This window comes from Streptomyces sp. NPDC047981 (assembly GCF_040653315.1).
Taxonomy (GTDB): Bacteria; Actinomycetota; Actinomycetes; order Streptomycetales; family Streptomycetaceae; genus Streptomyces.
Map to the genome: position 1 here is coordinate 1 of NZ_JBEZNQ010000011.1, position 16,492 is coordinate 16,492.

A 16,492-nucleotide genomic window follows, 5' to 3' on the forward strand; every position below is an offset into this window, starting at 1 on the left:
GCGCCCCGAGTCCCAGCCGCTGCTCGGGTCACGCTCCGGCCGAAGGCTGCGCCCGGACTTCCTGTTCCGGCGGGCTGGCCTGGCCGTCGACTCCGGCAGGTGGTCCAGGCGGCGCAGGATCACGCCCTCGCGCAGGGCCCAGGGGCAGATCTCCAGCTCGTCGACGCCGAAGAGGTCCATCGCGGCCTCGGCGACGAGCGCGCCCGCGAGCAGCTGGGGTGCGCGGCCCTCGGAGACACCCGGCAGGGCCGCGCGCTGGTCGACGGTCATGACGGCGAGCCTGGGCACCCACTCCTCCAGGGACCTGCGGGTCAGCAGCCGGTCGACGTAGAGCCCCTCCCCCGAGCCGGGGGCGCCGGCGATCCGGGCGAGCTGCTTGAAGGTCTTGGACGTGGCCACGACATGGTCGGGCTTGCCGAAGCGGCTGAACTCGCCGACCGTACGGGCGATCTGGGCCCGGACATGGCGGCGCAGGGCCCTTACGTCCGCCTCCGCCGCCGGGTCGCCGGGCAGCCAGCCCGAGGTCAGCCGCCCCGCGCCGAGCGGCAGCGAGACCGCCGCGTCCGGCTCCTCGTCGATGCCGTACGCGATCTCCAGGGAGCCGCCGCCGATGTCGAGCAGCAGCAGCTTGCCGGCGGACCAGCCGAACCAGCGGCGTGCGGCCAGGAAGGTGAGCCGGGCCTCCTCCTCGCCGGTGAGGACCTGGAGGTCGACGCCGGTCTCGTCCTTGACCCGGGCCAGCACGGCGTCGGCGTTCGTCGCCTCGCGCACGGCCGATGTCGCGAACGGCAGGACCTCCTCGCAGCCCTTGTCCTCGGCGGCGCCCAGCGCGTCCCGGACGGTGGCGATGAGCAGCTCCACACCGTCGGGAGCGATGGCGCCCCCGGCGTCGAGGAGCTGCGCCAGCCTCAGCTCCGCCTTGTGGGAGTGGGCGGGCAGCGGTCGGGCGCCGGGGTGGGCGTCCACCACCAGCAGGTGCACTGTGTTCGAACCGACGTCGAGGACTCCGAGTCTCATGGACGGAACGCTACTGCGCCCGCGCGCATACGCTTGGCGTGTGCCAAAGACGAAAAAGGCGAAGCCGGGCAAAGACAGCGGCGGCGACAGCGCCACGAACGCTCCCAAGCCCCCCAAGGACCTCAAGACCTCCAAGGCCGGGAAGGCCGAGAAGGCTGTGAAGGCCGAGAAGGCCGTCAAGGTCGCCACGAAGCAGGGCGCGGCGGCGTCCGGAGCGGACATCGAGCCGGACGAGAAGGGCCTGGACTTTCCGCGCGCCTGGGTCGAGTTTCCCGACCCGGCCGACGACGAGCAGGTCTTCCGCTGCGACCTGACCTGGCTGACCTCGCGCTGGACGTGTGTCTTCGGCAGCGGCTGCCAGGGCATCCAGGCGGGCCGCGCCGACGACGGCTGCTGCACGCTCGGCGCGCACTTCTCCGACGAGGACGACGAGAAGCGGGTCGCCTCGTACGTGGACCGGCTCACGCCGGAGCTGTGGCAGTTCCACGACGTCGGCACGGATTCGGGCTGGGTCCAGCTCGACGACGACGGCGACCGGCAGACCCGCCGCTGGAAGGGTTCCTGCATCTTCCAGAACCGGCCGGGGTTCGCGGGCGGCGCGGGCTGCTCGCTGCACATCCTGGCCCTCAAGGAGGGCAAGGAGCCGCTGGAGACCAAGCCGGACGTCTGCTGGCAGCTGCCGGTGCGCCGGACGTACGACTGGATCGACCGGCCCGACGACACCCGGATCCTGCAGGTGTCGATCGGTGAGTACGACCGGCGGGGCTGGGGCCCTGGCGGCCACGACCTGCACTGGTGGTGCACATCGGCGACCTCGGCGCACGGGGCCGGGGAGCCGGTGTACGTCACCTACCGGCCGGAGCTGACCGAGCTGATGGGCAAGGCGGCGTACGACGTGCTGGTCGAGCTGTGCGAGGCACGGCTCTCGTCCCAGCTCCCGCTGGTGGCTCCGCACCCGGCGGACCCGGTGGGCCCGGCCGGGCGCTGAGCGTCCGCGCCAGGGAGGGGCCTGGCTCGCCCTAGGGCGCCGGTGGGGAGTCCGAGCCGCTCGGGGTGCCCGGGTCGGTCGACGGGGTGGGGTCCGTCGTCGGGGTCGGCTCCGTCGTGGGCGGCGGGGTCGTCGGCTCTTCCGCGGTCGGGGGCGGCTCCTCGGTGGTCGGCGGGGGCGTCGTCGGGGGCTCCGTCGTGGGCGGCGGGGTCGTCGGCTCCTCCGTGGTCGGCGGGGGCTCCTCCGTCGTCGGGGGCGGGGTGGTGGCCCCTCGGCCGTCGATCCGGACGACCGCGCCCGAGGGGTTCACGCCGACCCGGGCGGACCAGGCGCCCGCCGGTTCGCGCGCGTGGTCCACGGAGATCCGTACCGTCACCGACTCGCCCGGGCGCAGGGTGCCCGAGGCCTGGTTCACGTACAGCCAGGGCGCGTCCGACCAGAGCGCCCAGGAGACGGGCGAGCCGCCGGAGGCGGTGAGGGTGAGCAGGGTCGTGTCGCCGTTGCCCTTCGCCGTGACCGTGATCCGGCCCGGGCCCGCCTCGCCCGGCGCCGAGGGCCCCACCGGGCCGCCGGGGCTGATCACCTCGACGGAGACGTCCGGGGAGCGGCTGCCCTGGGTGAAGCGCGGATCGGGCGTGGTCCGGGCGTTGCCCGCGTTCTCGTAGTGGTCGTACGGGGAGCCGTCGAGGCCCGCCGGTTCGTCCGCCTCGCTCGCGCTGACCGGCGCGCCGGCGCCGGCCTCGCCCGTGACGGGACCGCCGCGGTACGAGGCCCACAGGGCGAGGACAGGGGCCGCGACGACTGCGGCCACGACGGTCGTCGTCACCGCGCGGGCCCGCATCCGGTCGCGGCGGGCCGCGTGGTCCTTGGGGTCCAGGGGGAAACCGGCGGGCCCGAAGCGCGGGGCGCCCGCACGCGCGCGTGGGACGTGCAGCATCGCCACGTAGGCGGCCGCCCTGGGCGCCTCGACCAGCGGGAGCCGGGCCGGGGTGGGCGTGGTCGCGCCGGGCCACGGGGCGCTCGCACCCGCCCGCTCGGCGGCCCGGCGGCAGCGCGGGCAGTCGTCGACATGGCGGACGAGCTCGGCACGCAGGGCGGTGGAGAGCAGCACCTGGTGGTCGCCGGTGAGCCGGGCGACGGTGGGGCAGTTGCCGGTCTCGACGACCGCGAGGGCGGCCCGGGTGCGCTCGACCTCGCAGGCGGCCGAGGAGAGCAGCTCGCGGGCGGCGAGCGGGTCGAGGGAGAGCACGGCGGCGACGGCTCGGTGGCTGAGGCCGTGCCGGACGGCCAGCTCCAGCGCCTCGCGCTGCTCCGGGGTGGTGCCCGCGGCCTCCGGCCAGGCGAGGAGGGCCAGTTCGGCGCGGCGGCGCTCGGCGACCTCCTCGGAGACCGGCGGCGGCTCGGGCGCGGCGACGGGCGGGCGGCCGGAGTGCGCGCCGCCCTGCCGCTTAACACGCTGCTCGCCGAGGCTGCGCAGACAGGCCCAGCGAGCGAGCGCGTAGAGCCAGGCCCTGCGCCCGTCCTCGTCGGCCGGGCAGCGGCCGCGGTGGCGCTCGGCCACGGCGAGGACGTCACCGAGGACGGCGGTCGCCGTGTCGTGGTCGCACAGCACGGAGAGGCAGTAGGTGAACAGGCCGTCCAGATACGCCTCGTAGCGCGCGGGCGGCTGCTGACCGAGAGTGCGGGGACTTTCGGCCGCCCGCCGGTGCGCCCGGTGTGCGCCGGTGGTGTGGGTGGGGGGTTCCAGCCTGCTGCTCGTCACTGGGCGACCGTAGGCAGGACGGGACGGACTCTTCGTACCGGTTGAACACTTTTAATCCTTACGGGTGAAGGTATCCCTCAAAAGGGGACAGGAACACGGCGTTCCGCGGGCGCGGCGCCGGCCCTCCGACCGGCTCCGTGCCCGCTGTCAGTGGGGGCCGCTACGGTGTGGCGCATGGCTGCCCGTACGAAATCCGCCAAGGACCGGCCGTCCTACCGCTGCACCGAGTGCGGCTGGACGACCGCCAAATGGCTCGGCCGTTGCCCCGAGTGCCAGGCCTGGGGGACGGTCGAGGAGTACGGCGCGCCCGCCGTCCGCACCACCGCCGCCGGCCGGGTCTCCACCGCCGCGGTCCCCATCGGCCAGGTCGACGGCCGCCAGGCCACCGCGCGCTCCACGGGCGTGGACGAGCTGGACCGGGTCCTCGGCGGCGGCCTGGTACCCGGCGCGGTCGTCCTGCTCGCGGGCGAGCCCGGCGTCGGCAAGTCCACGCTGCTGCTCGACGTCGCCGCGAAGGCGGCCAGCGACGAGCACCGCACGCTGTACGTGACCGGTGAGGAGTCCGCGAGCCAGGTCCGGCTGCGCGCCGACCGGATCAACGCGCTGAGCGACCACCTGTACCTGGCCGCGGAGACCGACCTGTCCGCCGTGCTCGGGCACCTCGACGCCGTCAAGCCCTCCCTGCTGATCATGGACTCGGTACAGACGGTCGCCTCCCCGGAGATCGACGGCGCGCCGGGCGGCATGGCCCAGGTGCGCGAGGTCGCGGGCGCGCTGATCCGGGCCTCCAAGGAGCGCGGCATGTCCACGCTCCTGGTCGGCCACGTCACCAAGGACGGCGCCATCGCGGGCCCCCGCCTCCTGGAGCACCTGGTCGACGTCGTGCTGCACTTCGAGGGCGACCGGCACGCGCGCCTGCGCCTGGTCCGGGGCGTGAAGAACCGGTACGGGGCGACGGACGAGGTCGGCTGCTTCGAGCTGCACGACGAGGGCATCACGGGCCTGGCCGACCCCTCGGGCCTCTTCCTGACCCGGCGCGACGTCGCCGTGCCGGGCACCTGCCTGACGGTCACTCTGGAGGGCCGTAGGCCGCTGGTGGCCGAGGTGCAGGCGCTGACCGTCGACTCCCAGATCCCGTCGCCCCGCCGCACCACCTCGGGCCTGGAGACCTCCCGGGTCTCGATGATGCTGGCCGTCCTGGAGCAGCGCGGCCGGATCAGCGCGCTCGGCAAGCGGGACATCTACTCGGCGACGGTGGGCGGCGTGAAGCTCTCCGAGCCCGCCGCGGACCTGGCCATCGCGCTCGCCCTGGCCTCCGCCGCGAGCGACACACCGCTCCCGAAGAACCTCGTCGCGATCGGCGAGGTGGGGCTCGCCGGCGAGGTGCGGCGGGTGACAGGCGTGCAGCGCCGCCTCGCGGAGGCGCACCGGCTCGGCTTCACGCACGCCCTCGTCCCCGCCGATCCGGGCAAGGTCCCGGCCGGCATGAAGGTCACGGAGGTGGCCGACATGGGCGACGCGCTGCGGGTGCTCCCGAGGGGGAGGCGGCCCGCGGAGGCGTCCTGACGGAGGGGAGCAAACGGTGTGCGAATCCCGCGCGGGGCGGTGTCGCTAGACTTTGCCCTGGTCTCGCCCATCCGTACGAGCCGGAGGAGAGCAGTGGCAGCCAAGGACGGGAACGAAGCGCTGATGCGCGCGGCCCTCAGCGCGGTCGCTCCCGGCACCGCACTGCGTGACGGCCTCGAGCGCGTTCTGCGGGGCAACACCGGTGGTCTGATCGTGCTCGGCATGGACAAGACGGTGGACTCGATGTGCACCGGCGGCTTCGTGCTGGACGTGGAGTTCACGGCGACGCGCCTGCGCGAGCTGTGCAAGCTCGACGGCGGGCTCGTCCTCGACAAGGACATCTCCAAGATCCACCGGGCGGGCGTCCAGCTGGTCCCGGACGCCTCCATCCACACCGAGGAGACCGGCACCCGCCACCGCACCGCGGACCGGGTCTCCAAGCAGTGCAACTTCCCGGTCGTCTCCGTCTCCCAGTCGATGCGGCTCATCGCGATCTACGTGAACGGTGAGCGCCGCGTCCTGGAGGAGTCCGCCGCGATCCTCTCCCGGGCCAACCAGGCGCTCGCGACCCTGGAGCGGTACAAGCTCCGGCTCGACGAGGTCGCCGGCACGCTCTCCGCGCTGGAGATCGAGGACCTGGTGACCGTCCGGGACGTCACCGCCGTCGCCCAGCGTCTGGAGATGGTCCGCCGGATCGCCACCGAGATCGCCGAGTACGTCGTCGAGCTCGGCACCGACGGCCGGCTTCTCTCGCTCCAGCTGGACGAGTTGATCGCGGGCGTGGAGCCCGAGCGCGAGCTCGTCGTCCGGGACTACGTACCGGAGCCGACGGCCAAGCGTTCGCGCACGGTCGCGGAGGCGCTCACCGAGCTGGACGCGCTCTCCCACGCCGAGCTGCTCGAACTGCCCATCGTGGCGCGGGCCCTGGGCTACAGCGGCTCCCCCGAGACCCTCGACTCCGCGGTCTCCCCGCGCGGCTACCGGCTCCTCGCCAAGGTGCCGCGGCTGCCCGGCGCGATCATCGAGCGGCTCGTCGAGCACTTCGGCGGCCTGCAGAAGCTGCTCGCGGCCAGCGTCGACGACCTCCAGACCGTCGACGGCGTCGGCGAGGCGCGGGCGCGCAGCGTCCGTGAGGGCCTCTCCCGGCTCGCGGAGTCCTCGATCCTGGAGCGGTACGTCTGACCGTCCCGGAGCGGTACGTCCGTCCGGCCGGTGCGCATCGGCATACGGAAGGGGCGGTACGGGATCGGATCCCGTACCGCCCCTTCTCCGTGACGTCGGGCCCTACTCCTTGGCGAGCGTGAACGAGGCCGGAGCCACCGTCGCGCCCGGCACGGCCGCCTCCACCAGGTAGGTGCCGGGACCCACCGGGCCGGCCGGGGGCGTGGCGCACTGCGGGGCGCTGCGGGTCCGGTCCCACTCCACGGTGTGCGTGATCGTCGCGTTCGCCGGGATCCGGAGCAGGACGGCGCCGGCCGCGCGCGGGCAGTCCTTCGAGGACCAGACGTCGTCGTCCTGGTTGTCACTGATCGTCAGAACCGCGTTCTTCGGGCCGAAATCGGCCTTGCAGTCGGTGGCCGAGGTGTTCTTGGCGACCAGCTGGAAGCGCGGCTTCTCGCCCGCCTCGTACGAGACCTTGGCGGTGCGCAGGGTCAACTGCACCGCTCCGGGGGCGCAGTTCGGCAGCGGAGAATTGGCCGGAACCTGCTGTCCCGCGCCCGTTCCCGCGCCGCCGTCGCCGCCCCCGCCGTCGGTGTCGCCGTTCTTTCCGCCGGCCTCGGCGCCGGCGTCCGCGCCCGTGCCGGCACTCGTACCGGTGCCGGCGTCCGTACCGCCGTCGCCTCCGGCGTTCTCGCCGGACTCGCCCGACTCGTCCCGGCCGCCCGGCTGTTCACTGATCGCGGGACCGGAGCCGGAGGGCCCGGGGGTGATCGAGGGCGCGGGAGAAGCGCCGTTGGCGGCGTCGTCGGTCTTCTTCCCGCCCCCGCCACCGGAGGTGGCGACCCACAGGGCGACCAGCGCCGCGAGGGCGATCAGGCACAGCGCGACCGCCCTCCGTCGCCAGTAGATGGAGGAGGGAAGCGGCCCGACCGGATTGCGCAGTGATCCCACGCCACGAACCTTACGAGAGATCGGCGCCAACTCCCGCCCCACCCGCCGCCCCAGGCATCAAGTTTTGCCGATGATCACATCCACCCGACTTTCGTCAGGGGTCGTCGTGGTCCTTCGGCTCGGGTGCCGGGCATCGGCGGCGGCCTAGCGTCGGCCGTCATGGACACCCTCTCGGACGATCTCTATCGCGAGGTCACGGACTTCGCCCACGCCACCCCGCACTGGTTCCAGCTCCTCGCCGAGGCGTGGACGGAGGCCGGACTGCTGCTCTTCGGCGTGCTGTTCCTGGCCGGCTGGTGGCGCGCCAGGTCCGCGCCGAGCGGCGCGATGACGCTCGCGCTGCTCGCCCCGCTCGCGACCGCGTTCGGGTACGTGGTGAGCGAGGCGCTCAAGTCGGTGGTGGACGAGGAGCGTCCGTGCCGTGCGGTCGCCGGGGCGCCCGCCTCGCTCGTGCCGTGCCCGCCGACCGGTGACTGGTCCTTCCCCAGCAACCACGCGGCCATCGCGGGGGCGGCGGCCGTCGCCCTCGCGCTCTCCTGGCGCGGGATCGTGTGGCTGACCGTGCCGATGGCCCTGCTCATGGCGTTCTCCCGGGTCTTCTTCGGCGTCCACTACCCGCACGACGTGGTGGTCGGCCTGCTGCTCGGCGGGGTGGTCGCCTTCCTGGTCGTCAGGGCGGCGAACCGGCCGGTCCTGGCCCTTGTGGAGGCGGCACGGTCGAGCCGGAGCGGCGCCGTGGTGTGGTGCGCCGGGCGTGGGCCGCGCCCGCACGCCTCCACGCGCCCCGGGGGTGTGCGCCACGGCGCGTACTGAACGCGCCGTGGACGTGCCAGGATCGGGGGTGCGATGACTTCCACCGATGCCCCCACCCCCGTGTTCGAAGCCCCGGCCGTCGCGGCACCCGCCGCGCTGCACGGGCCCGTCCTCGCCTGGTTCGACCGGCACGCCCGCGACCTGCCCTGGCGGCGCCCCGAGGCGGGCGCGTGGTCCGTGATGGTCAGCGAGTTCATGCTCCAGCAGACCCCGGTCGTCCGGGTCCTGCCGGTGTACGAGCAGTGGCTGGCGCGCTGGCCGCGCCCCGCCGACCTGGCCGCCGACGCGCCGGGCGAGGCCGTCCGCGCCTGGGGCCGGCTCGGCTACCCGCGGCGGGCGCTGCGGCTGCACGCGGCGGCGGTCGCCATAACGGAGCGGCACGGCGGCGATGTGCCGAGCGAGCACGCGGCGCTGCTCGCGCTGCCCGGGATCGGGGAGTACACGGCGGCCGCCGTGGCCTCGTTCGCGTACGGGCAGCGGTACGCGGTCCTCGACACGAACGTGCGCCGGGTGTTCGCCCGGGCGGCGACGGGCGTGCAGTACCCGCCGAACGCCACGACCGCCGCCGAGCGCAGGCTCGCGCGCGAGCTGCTGCCCGAGGACGAGGCGACGGCGGCGCGCTGGGCGGCGGCCTCGATGGAGCTGGGCGCGCTGGTGTGCACGGCGAAGAACGAGGACTGCGCGCGGTGTCCGATCGCCGAGCTGTGCGCGTGGCGGCTGGCCGGGAAGCCCGCCCACGACGGGCCGCCCCGGCGCGGGCAGACGTACGCGGGCACCGACCGCCAGGTGCGGGGCCGGCTCCTCGCCGTCCTGCGGGACTCGCCGGGGCCGGTGTCCCAGGCGGCGCTCGACGCGGTGTGGGACGACCCGGTGCAGCGCGCCCGCGCCCTGGACGGCCTGGTCGCGGACGGCCTCGTGGAGCCGCTGGCCGACGCGGAGTACCGCCTGCCGCAGGGCTGAGCCCGTGGCGGCGCACGGGCCCGCAGGGCTGAGCCCGCGGCGGCCGGCGGGACCGAGTGCCTGAGCCCGCGCCGGCCCGCGGGTCAGAGGACCTGAGCCCGCGGCAGCTCGCGGGTCCGAGGACCTGAGCCCGCGCCGGCCCGCGGGTCCGAGGACCTGAGCCCGCGGCAGCCCGCGGGTCCAAGTCGTGACGGCCCGCAGGCCGAGTCCGCGCCGCCACAGGCCCGAGCCCGCGCCGTCCCGCAGGCCCGAGCCCCCGGCGGCCCGCGGGACCGAGTCCGTTGCGGCCCGCGGCCGGGCGAGCCCACCCCTATACCCACTCCAGCGCCCTGTTACACAACCGATGGACAGCCGTGCGTCCGCCGACGGCTGGGGCGCACAACCTCGTGACAACCGCTCCGTAGCGTCATCGACGTCAAGCAAACGAGCTGGTCACGGGGATGGAGGCGGTCGGTATGTCGCACGGCGAGGTGCTCGACTTCGAGGAGTACGTACGCACTCGGCAGGACGCGCTGCTGCGGAGCGCCCGCCGGCTCGTCCCCGACCCGGTGGACGCGCAGGACCTCCTCCAGACCGCCCTCGTCCGCACGTACGGCCGCTGGGACGGCATCGCCGACAAGTCGCTCGCCGACGCGTACCTCCGCCGGGTGATGATCAACACCCGCACCGAGTGGTGGCGGGCCCGCAAGCTCGACGAGGTCCCCACCGAGCAGCTGCCCGACGCGTCCGTCGACGACGCCACCGAGCAGCACGCCGACCGCGCGCTGCTCATGGACATCCTCAAGGTGCTCGCCCCGAAGCAGCGCAGCGTCGTCGTGCTGCGCCACTGGGAACAGATGAGCACGGAGGAGACGGCCGCCGCGCTCGGGATGTCGACGGGTACGGTGAAGTCCACGCTCCACCGCGCCCTGGCCCGACTGCGTCAGGAACTGGAGAGCCGTGGTGTCGCCGATGCCCGTGCTCTGGAGCGCTCGACCGTACGACGTGACGAACGGGGGCAGGACCGGTGCGCGGCCTAGGCGCCAGAATCGACGGCGACGACGGGTCCGGCGGCCCGCGCCGCCGGACCCTCACGGCGGCGAGCATCACGGCGGTGACCGTGCTCGCCGCCGTCGCCGTGCTCCTGACCGCCTGCTCCACCGGCGGTACGGGCTCCCGCGACGAGGGCGCGGCCCGCACCGACGCGGTGGCCTCGGCCTCCCCCGCGCCGGTCTCCCCCTCGCCGTCCTCCGGCCAGATGCCCGCCGAGCGGGTCGATCCGATCGCGCTGCTCAAGGCCGACCCCAAGATCGGGCCCCGTCTGAAGGACGATCTGAAGCCCTGCGTGGCCGACGCGTACCCGGTGGACACCTCGTACGGGAACCTGACCGGCGGGACCTCGCCCGATGTCGTCGTCAACGTGATGACCTGCGGCGACGCCGTCGGTATCGGCACCTTCGTGTACCGCGAGAACGGCGACGGCTACAAGAACGTCTTCATGGTCGAGGACGCGGCCGTGTACGCCACGATCGACCGGGGCGACCTGGTGGTGACCAAGCAGGTGTACGCCAAGGGCGACCCGGTGGCCTACCCGTCGGGCGAGGACGTGATCACGTACCGCTGGTCGGGCAGCAAGTTCTCCCAGCACGACTGGGTGCACAACGACTACAGCCGCGCGGTCGGCGACGGTGGCCTCGACGGCCCCGCGACGCCCGAGCCGAGCGGCAGCTGAACGAGAACGTGGAGTGAGAGGGCGCGCGATGGCCGAGACCCATGTGCTGTTCGTCGAGGACGACGACGTCATCCGCGAGGCCACCCAGCTCGCGCTGGAGCGGGACGGCTTCGTGGTGACCGCCATGCCCGACGGCCTGTCGGGCCTGGAGGCGTTCCGGGCGGACCGCCCCGACATCGCCCTGCTCGACGTGATGCTGCCGGGCATGGACGGGGTGAGCCTGTGCCGCCGCATCCGCGACGAGTCGACCGTGCCCGTGATCATGCTGTCCGCGCGGGCCGACTCCATCGACGTCGTCCTGGGTCTCGAGGCCGGGGCCGACGACTACGTGACCAAGCCCTTCGACGGTTCCGTCCTTGTGGCCCGGATCCGGGCCGTGCTGCGCCGCTTCGGCCACGCGGGCGGCCCGGCGGCGGGCGACGCGGGCGGGGACGAGGGCCCGGAGGGCGGCCTGCTGGTCTTCGGGGACCTGGAGGTCGACACCGAGGGCATGGAGGTCCGCAGGGGCGGCGAGCAGGTGGGGCTGACGCCGACGGAGATGCGGCTGCTGCTGGAGTTCTCGACCGCGCCGGGCACCGTCCTGTCCCGGGACAAGCTCCTGGAGCGGGTCTGGGACTACGGCTGGGGCGGCGACACCCGGGTGGTGGACGTCCATGTGCAGCGGCTGCGCACCAAGATCGGCCAGGACCGGATCGAGACGGTCCGCGGCTTCGGATACAAGCTCAAGGGATGACAGGCGCTGATGTGTGAGAAGCAGGTCGGCAGATGAAGCCGCCCGCCCTGCGTACCGGCGTGCGCTGGAAGATCGCCGTCGCCATCGCGGCCGTGGGCGCGCTCATCGCGGTCACCCTCAGCCTGGTCGTCCACAACTCGGCGCGCGTCTCGATGCTCGACAACGCGCGCGAGGTGCAGATGGAGCGGCTGCTCTTCGCACAGCGGATGTACGAGGGCTCCAAGCCGAAGGAACCGCGCTTCGGCACCAAGATCAACGACCCGATGCTGCCGCCCGAGCTCGACCAGCTGATGCGTGACAACCGGCGCGGCACCTTCGTCCAGGAGCACAGCCACGGCGGTCCGCCCGACGTCTGGGCGGCCGTGCCGCTCGCCAACGGCGACGTGCTGTCGCTGCACATCCCGTTCGCCGACCGCAGCGCCGCGATCATGAAGGACCTCGACCGCGCGCTGGTCATCGGCTCCGTCTCCGTGGTCTTCGGCGGCTGTGCGCTCGGTGTGCTCATCGGCGGCCAGCTCTCGCGCCGGCTCCGCAAGGCCGCCGCGGCGGCGGGCCGGGTCGCGCAGGGCAACACGGAGGTACGGGTACGGGACGCCATCGGCGGAGTCGTCCGCGACGAGACCGACGAGCTGGCCCGCGCGGTGGACGCGCTGACCGACGCGCTGCAGGAACGGATCGAGGCCGAGCGCCGGGTCACCGCCGACATCGCGCACGAGCTGCGCACCCCGGTGACCGGTCTGCTCACGGCGGCGGAGCTGCTGCCTCCGGGGCGGCCCACCGAACTCGTACGGGACCGGGCGCAGGCCATGCGCACGCTGGTCGAGGACGTCCTGGAGGTCGCCCGGCTCGACAGCGCCTCGGAGCGCGCCGAGCTCCAGGAGATCGCGCTCGGGGAGTTCGTCGAGCGCCGGGTGCGGGCGCTCGACCCGGAGGCGGTCGTGCACGTGGTGCACGAGTCCTGGGTGAGCACGGACCCCCGGCGCCTCGAGCGGATCCTGGGCAACCTGCTCGCGAACGCGGCCAAGCACGGCAAGCCGCCGGTCGAGGTCACGGTCGAGGGCCGGGTCGTCCGGGTCAGGGACCACGGGCCCGGCTTCCCCGAGGCGCTGCTGCGCGAGGGGCCGAGCCGGTTCAGGACCGGGGCGAGCGACCGCGCCGGGCACGGGCACGGGCTCGGCCTGACGATCGCGGCGGGGCAGGCCAGGGTCCTCGGGGCCCGGCTCACCTTCCGGAACGCGGCTCCCGAGGGGACGCCGGAGGGGGCGGGCGGGGCGATCGCGGTGCTCTGGCTGCCGGACCACGCGCCGACGAACACGGGCAGCTTCCCGATGATCAAGTTCGCGGACTGAGGGTCGTACAGAGGGCTGAGGTCGTACAGCGGACCGAGGGTCGCACAGAGGACTGAGGGACGTACGTACGCGGAAGGGCCCCGGCACATCGGATGTGCCGGGGCCCTCTCGTGCGTACAGGCGTCGTCAGACCGTCTCGGCGACCTTCGGCAGCTCGCCGTCCGTCGCCTGCGGCTTCTTCGCCTCCGGTCCGGCGCCGCGCAGGGCGACCTCCTTGACCAGGAAGGCGAGGACGAAGCCGACGACCGCGACCGCCGCGCCGACCAGGAAGGCCGAGTGCGTACCGGCGGCCACCGCGTGCTGGTACGCCTCGCGGAGCGCCTCGGGCAGCTTCGCGAGGGAGGCCGCGTCGAGCTGGGCGGACTGCTGGGTCAGCGCGGAGCCGCCACGGGCCGCCATCTCGTCCTGGACGCGGCTCGTGAAGAGCGCGCCCATGATCGCGACGCCGAAGGAGGAGCCGAGGGTGCGGAAGAGCGTCGTCGAGGAGGAGGCGACGCCCATGTCCTTCATCTCGACGCTGTTCTGCGCGACGAGCATCGTGATCTGCATCAGGAAGCCCATGCCGGCGCCGAGCACCGCCATGTAGACACCGGAGGTCAGACGGGAGGTGTCGGTGTCCATCTGCGCGAGCAGGAACAGGCCGATGACCATCAGGGCCGTACCGATGATCGGGAAGATCTTGTACTTGCCGCTGTTGGTGGTGATCCGGCCGGAGATCAGCGAGACGACCATCATGGCGAGCAGCATCGGCAGGAGCAGCAGACCGGAGTTGGTCGCGGAGGCGCCCTGGACGGACTGCTGGAAGAGCGGCAGGAAGAGGACCGCGCCGAACATCACGAAGCCGGTGAGGAAGCCGATCACCGACATGAGGGTGAAGTTGCGGCTGCGGAAGATGTGGAGCGGGACGACCGGGTCGGCGGCGCGGTTCTCGGCCCAGAGGAAGGCGGCGAGCGCGAGGACACCGGCGACCGAGAGTCCGACGATGGTCGCGGAGCCCCAGGCGTACTCCGTACCGCCCCAGGTCGTGACGAGGACGATCGCGGTGATGCCGACGGTCAGCAGCCCGGCGCCGAGGAAGTCGATCCGGACGGAGCGGTCGCGCTGCTTCTTCGGCAGGTGGAGGACCGCGGTGATCATCGCGAGTGCGACGGCGCCGAGCGGCAGGTTGATGTAGAAGGACCAGCGCCAGCCCCAGTGGTCGGTGATGGTGCCGCCGACCAGCGGCCCGCCGATCATGGCGAGGGCCATCACGCCGGCCATCATGCCCTGGTACTTGCCCCGCTCGCGGGGCGGGATCAGGTCGCCGATGATCGCCATGACGCCGACCATCAGACCGCCGGCGCCCAGGCCCTGGACGGCACGGAAGCCGATGAGCTGACCCATGTCCTGGGCCATGCCGCTGAGCGCCGAGCCGATCAGGAAGATCACGATCGAGGTGAGGAAGACGCCCTTGCGGCCGTACATGTCGCCGAGCTTGCCCCAGATGGGGGTGGAGGCGGCGGTGGCCAGGGTATAGGCGGTGACGACCCAGGAGAGGTGCGCGAGGCCGCCGAGCTCGCCGACGATGGTCGGCATCGCGGTGCCGATGATCATGTTGTCGAGCATCGCGAGCAGCATCGCGATCATCAGGGCGAGGAGGACGACGCGGACGCTGCGCGGCTGCTCCGCCTCCTGGGACGCCTCCGCCGCCGTCCTGGGTTCTGGTGTGGTGGTCATGTCCCGCGCTCCTGTGTTCCCGCTCCCGGCACCCGCCCGGGTGCTTACTTGCCGACCGGCTAGTTACTACACTGGGGACGGTAGACCCGTAACTAGCCGGGCGTCAAGCAAGTAAGAGCGTGTGGGAGCGAGCAGACCATGGCCAGAGGCAACACCCGCCAGCGCATCCAGGACGTGGCGCTCGAACTCTTCGCCGAACAGGGGTACGAGAAGACCTCACTGCGGGAGATCGCCGAGCGCCTCGACGTCACGAAGGCGGCGCTGTACTACCACTTCAAGACCAAGGAAGACATCCTCATCGGACTCTTCCAGGACCTCACCCGCCCCATGGACGAGCTGATCGAGTGGGCGCGGACGCAGCCCCGCACGCTGGAGACCCGGCAGGAGATCCTGCGCCGTTACCAGCAGGCGCTCCTCGCCGCCGCCCCGCTCTTCCGCTTCATGCAGGAGAACCAGGCCACGGTGCGTGAGCTGAGCATCGGGCTGACGTTCAAGGAGCGCATGATCGAGCTGACGGGCCTGGTGCAGGAGGAGGACTTCGCGACGGTCGACCGGGTGCGGTGCGTGAGCGCGATCTTCACGCTGCACGCCGGCACCTTCTTCATGCAGAACGTCGAGGGCGACCTCGAGGAGAAGCACGAAGCCGTCCTCGAGGTCGCCCTCGATCTGCTGAGCCAGGCGCATCACGCCTGATCACCCGCTGTGTGTCAGATGCTGACGCCCATCGAGCGCAGGAACGCGGCCGGGTTCAGGGCGGAGCCGTAGTTCGGGGTCGTACGGATCTCGAAGTGCAGGTGCGGGCCGGACGAGTTGCCGGTGTTGCCGGACAGGGCGATCTTCTGGCCGGCGCCGACCTTCTGGCCGACGTGCACCTGGATCTTCGACAGGTGCGCGTACTGCGAGTACTTGCCGTTGGCGTGCTTGACGACGATGGCGTTGCCGTACGCGGGGCCGTCGCCGCCGCCGTTCGGGCCGGCCTTCACGACGGTACCGGCACCGGCGGCCTTGACCGGGGTGCCGACCGGGACGGCGAAGTCCTGGCCGGAGTGCTTGTGGGCCCACATGGCGCCGCCCTGGTTGAAGCTGGCGGTCAGGGTGTAGCCGCCGACCGGCTTGACCCAGGAGGGGGCCTTCTTGGCGGCGACCGGGGCGGCCTTGACCGCCTTGGCGACGGCCGCCTTCTTCGCGGCGGCCTTCTCGGCGGCGGCCTTGACGGTGGCGGCGGCGTGCGCCTGGGCGTCGGCCTGCGCGGCGACGGCAGCGGACGCACCGGTCGCGGCAGTCGCGATGGTGGCCTTGCCCTCGGCGGCGAAGGCGGACCCAGCTCCGGCCACCAGCGACACTCCCAGACCCGCGGTGGCGAGAGCGACGGCGGTGACTCGGGCGGCGGGGTTCATAACGCGCTTCGACATACGGGGGAAAACCTCCGGACAGAAAGGGACCCGATGCGAGCGGCGCACCGGGCGGGCTGTTGCTCATCCTTGGTAACCCGGACCCCCATCCGGCGTAAACCACCCCATCTACGACATTGCGTCGTAGCGGCGGGCGGGGAAGTTCAGCCCTTGACGCCCGACTCCTCCACCTTCGAAATCGGACATACCAACCCAAGAGAACTGGTTTATCCGCACGTCGGACTCGCCCGGAACCGTCCATCAGGCCCCTCAGCGCACGGTTCGGGAGGTCTTGGGACCTAAGACCCGGGCGCGGCGCCCTGAACGTCCCGAATCACCACCAAACACCAGCACTATTCCGTTTAGTACCCCTC

Annotated in this window: 14 protein-coding genes and 1 pseudogene; 10 read left to right on the top strand and 5 right to left on the bottom strand. The window is 72.9% G+C overall.

The features are described from left to right. Window positions 1-93 precede the first annotated feature (93 nt). Window positions 94-1,017, bottom strand: a pseudogene (locus tag AB0E14_RS09220) (Ppx/GppA phosphatase family protein); the annotation flags it as partial. Between the two features lie 40 nt (window positions 1,018-1,057). Between AB0E14_RS09220 and AB0E14_RS09225 the strand changes: the two are divergent. Continuing rightward, complete coding sequence (locus tag AB0E14_RS09225) at window positions 1,058-2,005, top strand: hypothetical protein (protein WP_362414156.1); 948 nt, start codon at window positions 1,058-1,060, stop codon at window positions 2,003-2,005. A 31-nt stretch (window positions 2,006-2,036) separates the two neighbouring features. On the opposite strand, the gene AB0E14_RS09230 is transcribed toward AB0E14_RS09225, so the two are convergent. Beyond that, window positions 2,037-3,767, bottom strand: coding sequence for a hypothetical protein (locus AB0E14_RS09230; protein ID WP_362414158.1), 1,731 nt, complete (start codon window positions 3,765-3,767; stop codon window positions 2,037-2,039). A gap of 174 nt (window positions 3,768-3,941) precedes the next feature. On the opposite strand from AB0E14_RS09230, the gene radA reads away from it, so the two are divergent. Together radA and disA are read left to right on the top strand one after the other, a co-directional pair. Next, window positions 3,942-5,333: a DNA repair protein RadA gene (gene radA / locus AB0E14_RS09235; RefSeq protein WP_362414160.1), complete on the top strand. Its 1,392-nt coding sequence runs from the start codon at window positions 3,942-3,944 to the stop codon at window positions 5,331-5,333. A 123-nt stretch (window positions 5,334-5,456) separates the two neighbouring features. Beyond that, window positions 5,457-6,515, top strand: a complete 1,059-nt coding sequence (gene disA / locus AB0E14_RS09240) for a DNA integrity scanning diadenylate cyclase DisA (protein ID WP_362015852.1) — start codon at window positions 5,457-5,459, stop codon at window positions 6,513-6,515. 102 nt (window positions 6,516-6,617) lie between these two features. On the opposite strand, the gene AB0E14_RS09245 is transcribed toward disA, so the two are convergent. Continuing rightward, on the bottom strand, window positions 6,618-7,445 hold the full coding sequence (locus AB0E14_RS09245; RefSeq protein WP_362414162.1) for a hypothetical protein: 828 nt from the start codon (window positions 7,443-7,445) through the stop codon (window positions 6,618-6,620). Between the two features lie 159 nt (window positions 7,446-7,604). Between AB0E14_RS09245 and AB0E14_RS09250 the strand changes: the two genes are divergently transcribed. From AB0E14_RS09250 to cseC, 6 genes are all read left to right on the top strand, one after another. Then, a complete protein-coding gene (locus AB0E14_RS09250) occupies window positions 7,605-8,258 on the top strand; it encodes a phosphatase PAP2 family protein (protein ID WP_362414164.1) in 654 nt (217 codons plus the stop codon). Between the two features lie 33 nt (window positions 8,259-8,291). After that, entirely contained in the window at window positions 8,292-9,218 is a 927-nt protein-coding gene (locus tag AB0E14_RS09255; protein ID WP_362414166.1) for an A/G-specific adenine glycosylase, read from the top strand. A 455-nt stretch (window positions 9,219-9,673) separates the two neighbouring features. Next, window positions 9,674-10,237, top strand: a complete 564-nt coding sequence (locus AB0E14_RS09260; protein ID WP_362414168.1) for a SigE family RNA polymerase sigma factor — start codon at window positions 9,674-9,676, stop codon at window positions 10,235-10,237. Beyond that, a complete protein-coding gene (locus AB0E14_RS09265) occupies window positions 10,225-10,929 on the top strand; it encodes a hypothetical protein (RefSeq protein WP_362414170.1) in 705 nt (234 codons plus the stop codon). The genes AB0E14_RS09260 and AB0E14_RS09265 overlap by 13 nt, the downstream gene beginning before the upstream one ends. A gap of 28 nt (window positions 10,930-10,957) precedes the next feature. Beyond that, entirely contained in the window at window positions 10,958-11,662 is a 705-nt protein-coding gene (gene cseB / locus AB0E14_RS09270) for a two-component system response regulator CseB (protein ID WP_362414172.1), read from the top strand. 32 nt (window positions 11,663-11,694) lie between these two features. After that, complete coding sequence (cseC, locus tag AB0E14_RS09275) at window positions 11,695-13,011, top strand: two-component system sensor histidine kinase CseC (protein ID WP_362414174.1); 1,317 nt, start codon at window positions 11,695-11,697, stop codon at window positions 13,009-13,011. 126 nt (window positions 13,012-13,137) lie between these two features. On the opposite strand, the gene AB0E14_RS09280 is transcribed toward cseC, so the two are convergent. Beyond that, the gene (locus AB0E14_RS09280) at window positions 13,138-14,727 is read right to left on the bottom strand and encodes an MDR family MFS transporter (RefSeq protein ID WP_362414176.1); all 1,590 of its coding nucleotides are present in this window, start codon (window positions 14,725-14,727) and stop codon (window positions 13,138-13,140) included. 138 nt (window positions 14,728-14,865) lie between these two features. Between AB0E14_RS09280 and AB0E14_RS09285 the strand changes: the two genes are divergently transcribed. After that, entirely contained in the window at window positions 14,866-15,420 is a 555-nt protein-coding gene (locus AB0E14_RS09285) for a helix-turn-helix domain-containing protein (RefSeq protein ID WP_362414178.1), read from the top strand. 14 nt (window positions 15,421-15,434) lie between these two features. On the opposite strand, the gene AB0E14_RS09290 is transcribed toward AB0E14_RS09285, so the two are convergent. Next, window positions 15,435-16,139, bottom strand: a complete 705-nt coding sequence (locus AB0E14_RS09290; RefSeq protein ID WP_362414180.1) for a M23 family metallopeptidase — start codon at window positions 16,137-16,139, stop codon at window positions 15,435-15,437. Window positions 16,140-16,492: the final 353 nt, after the last annotated feature.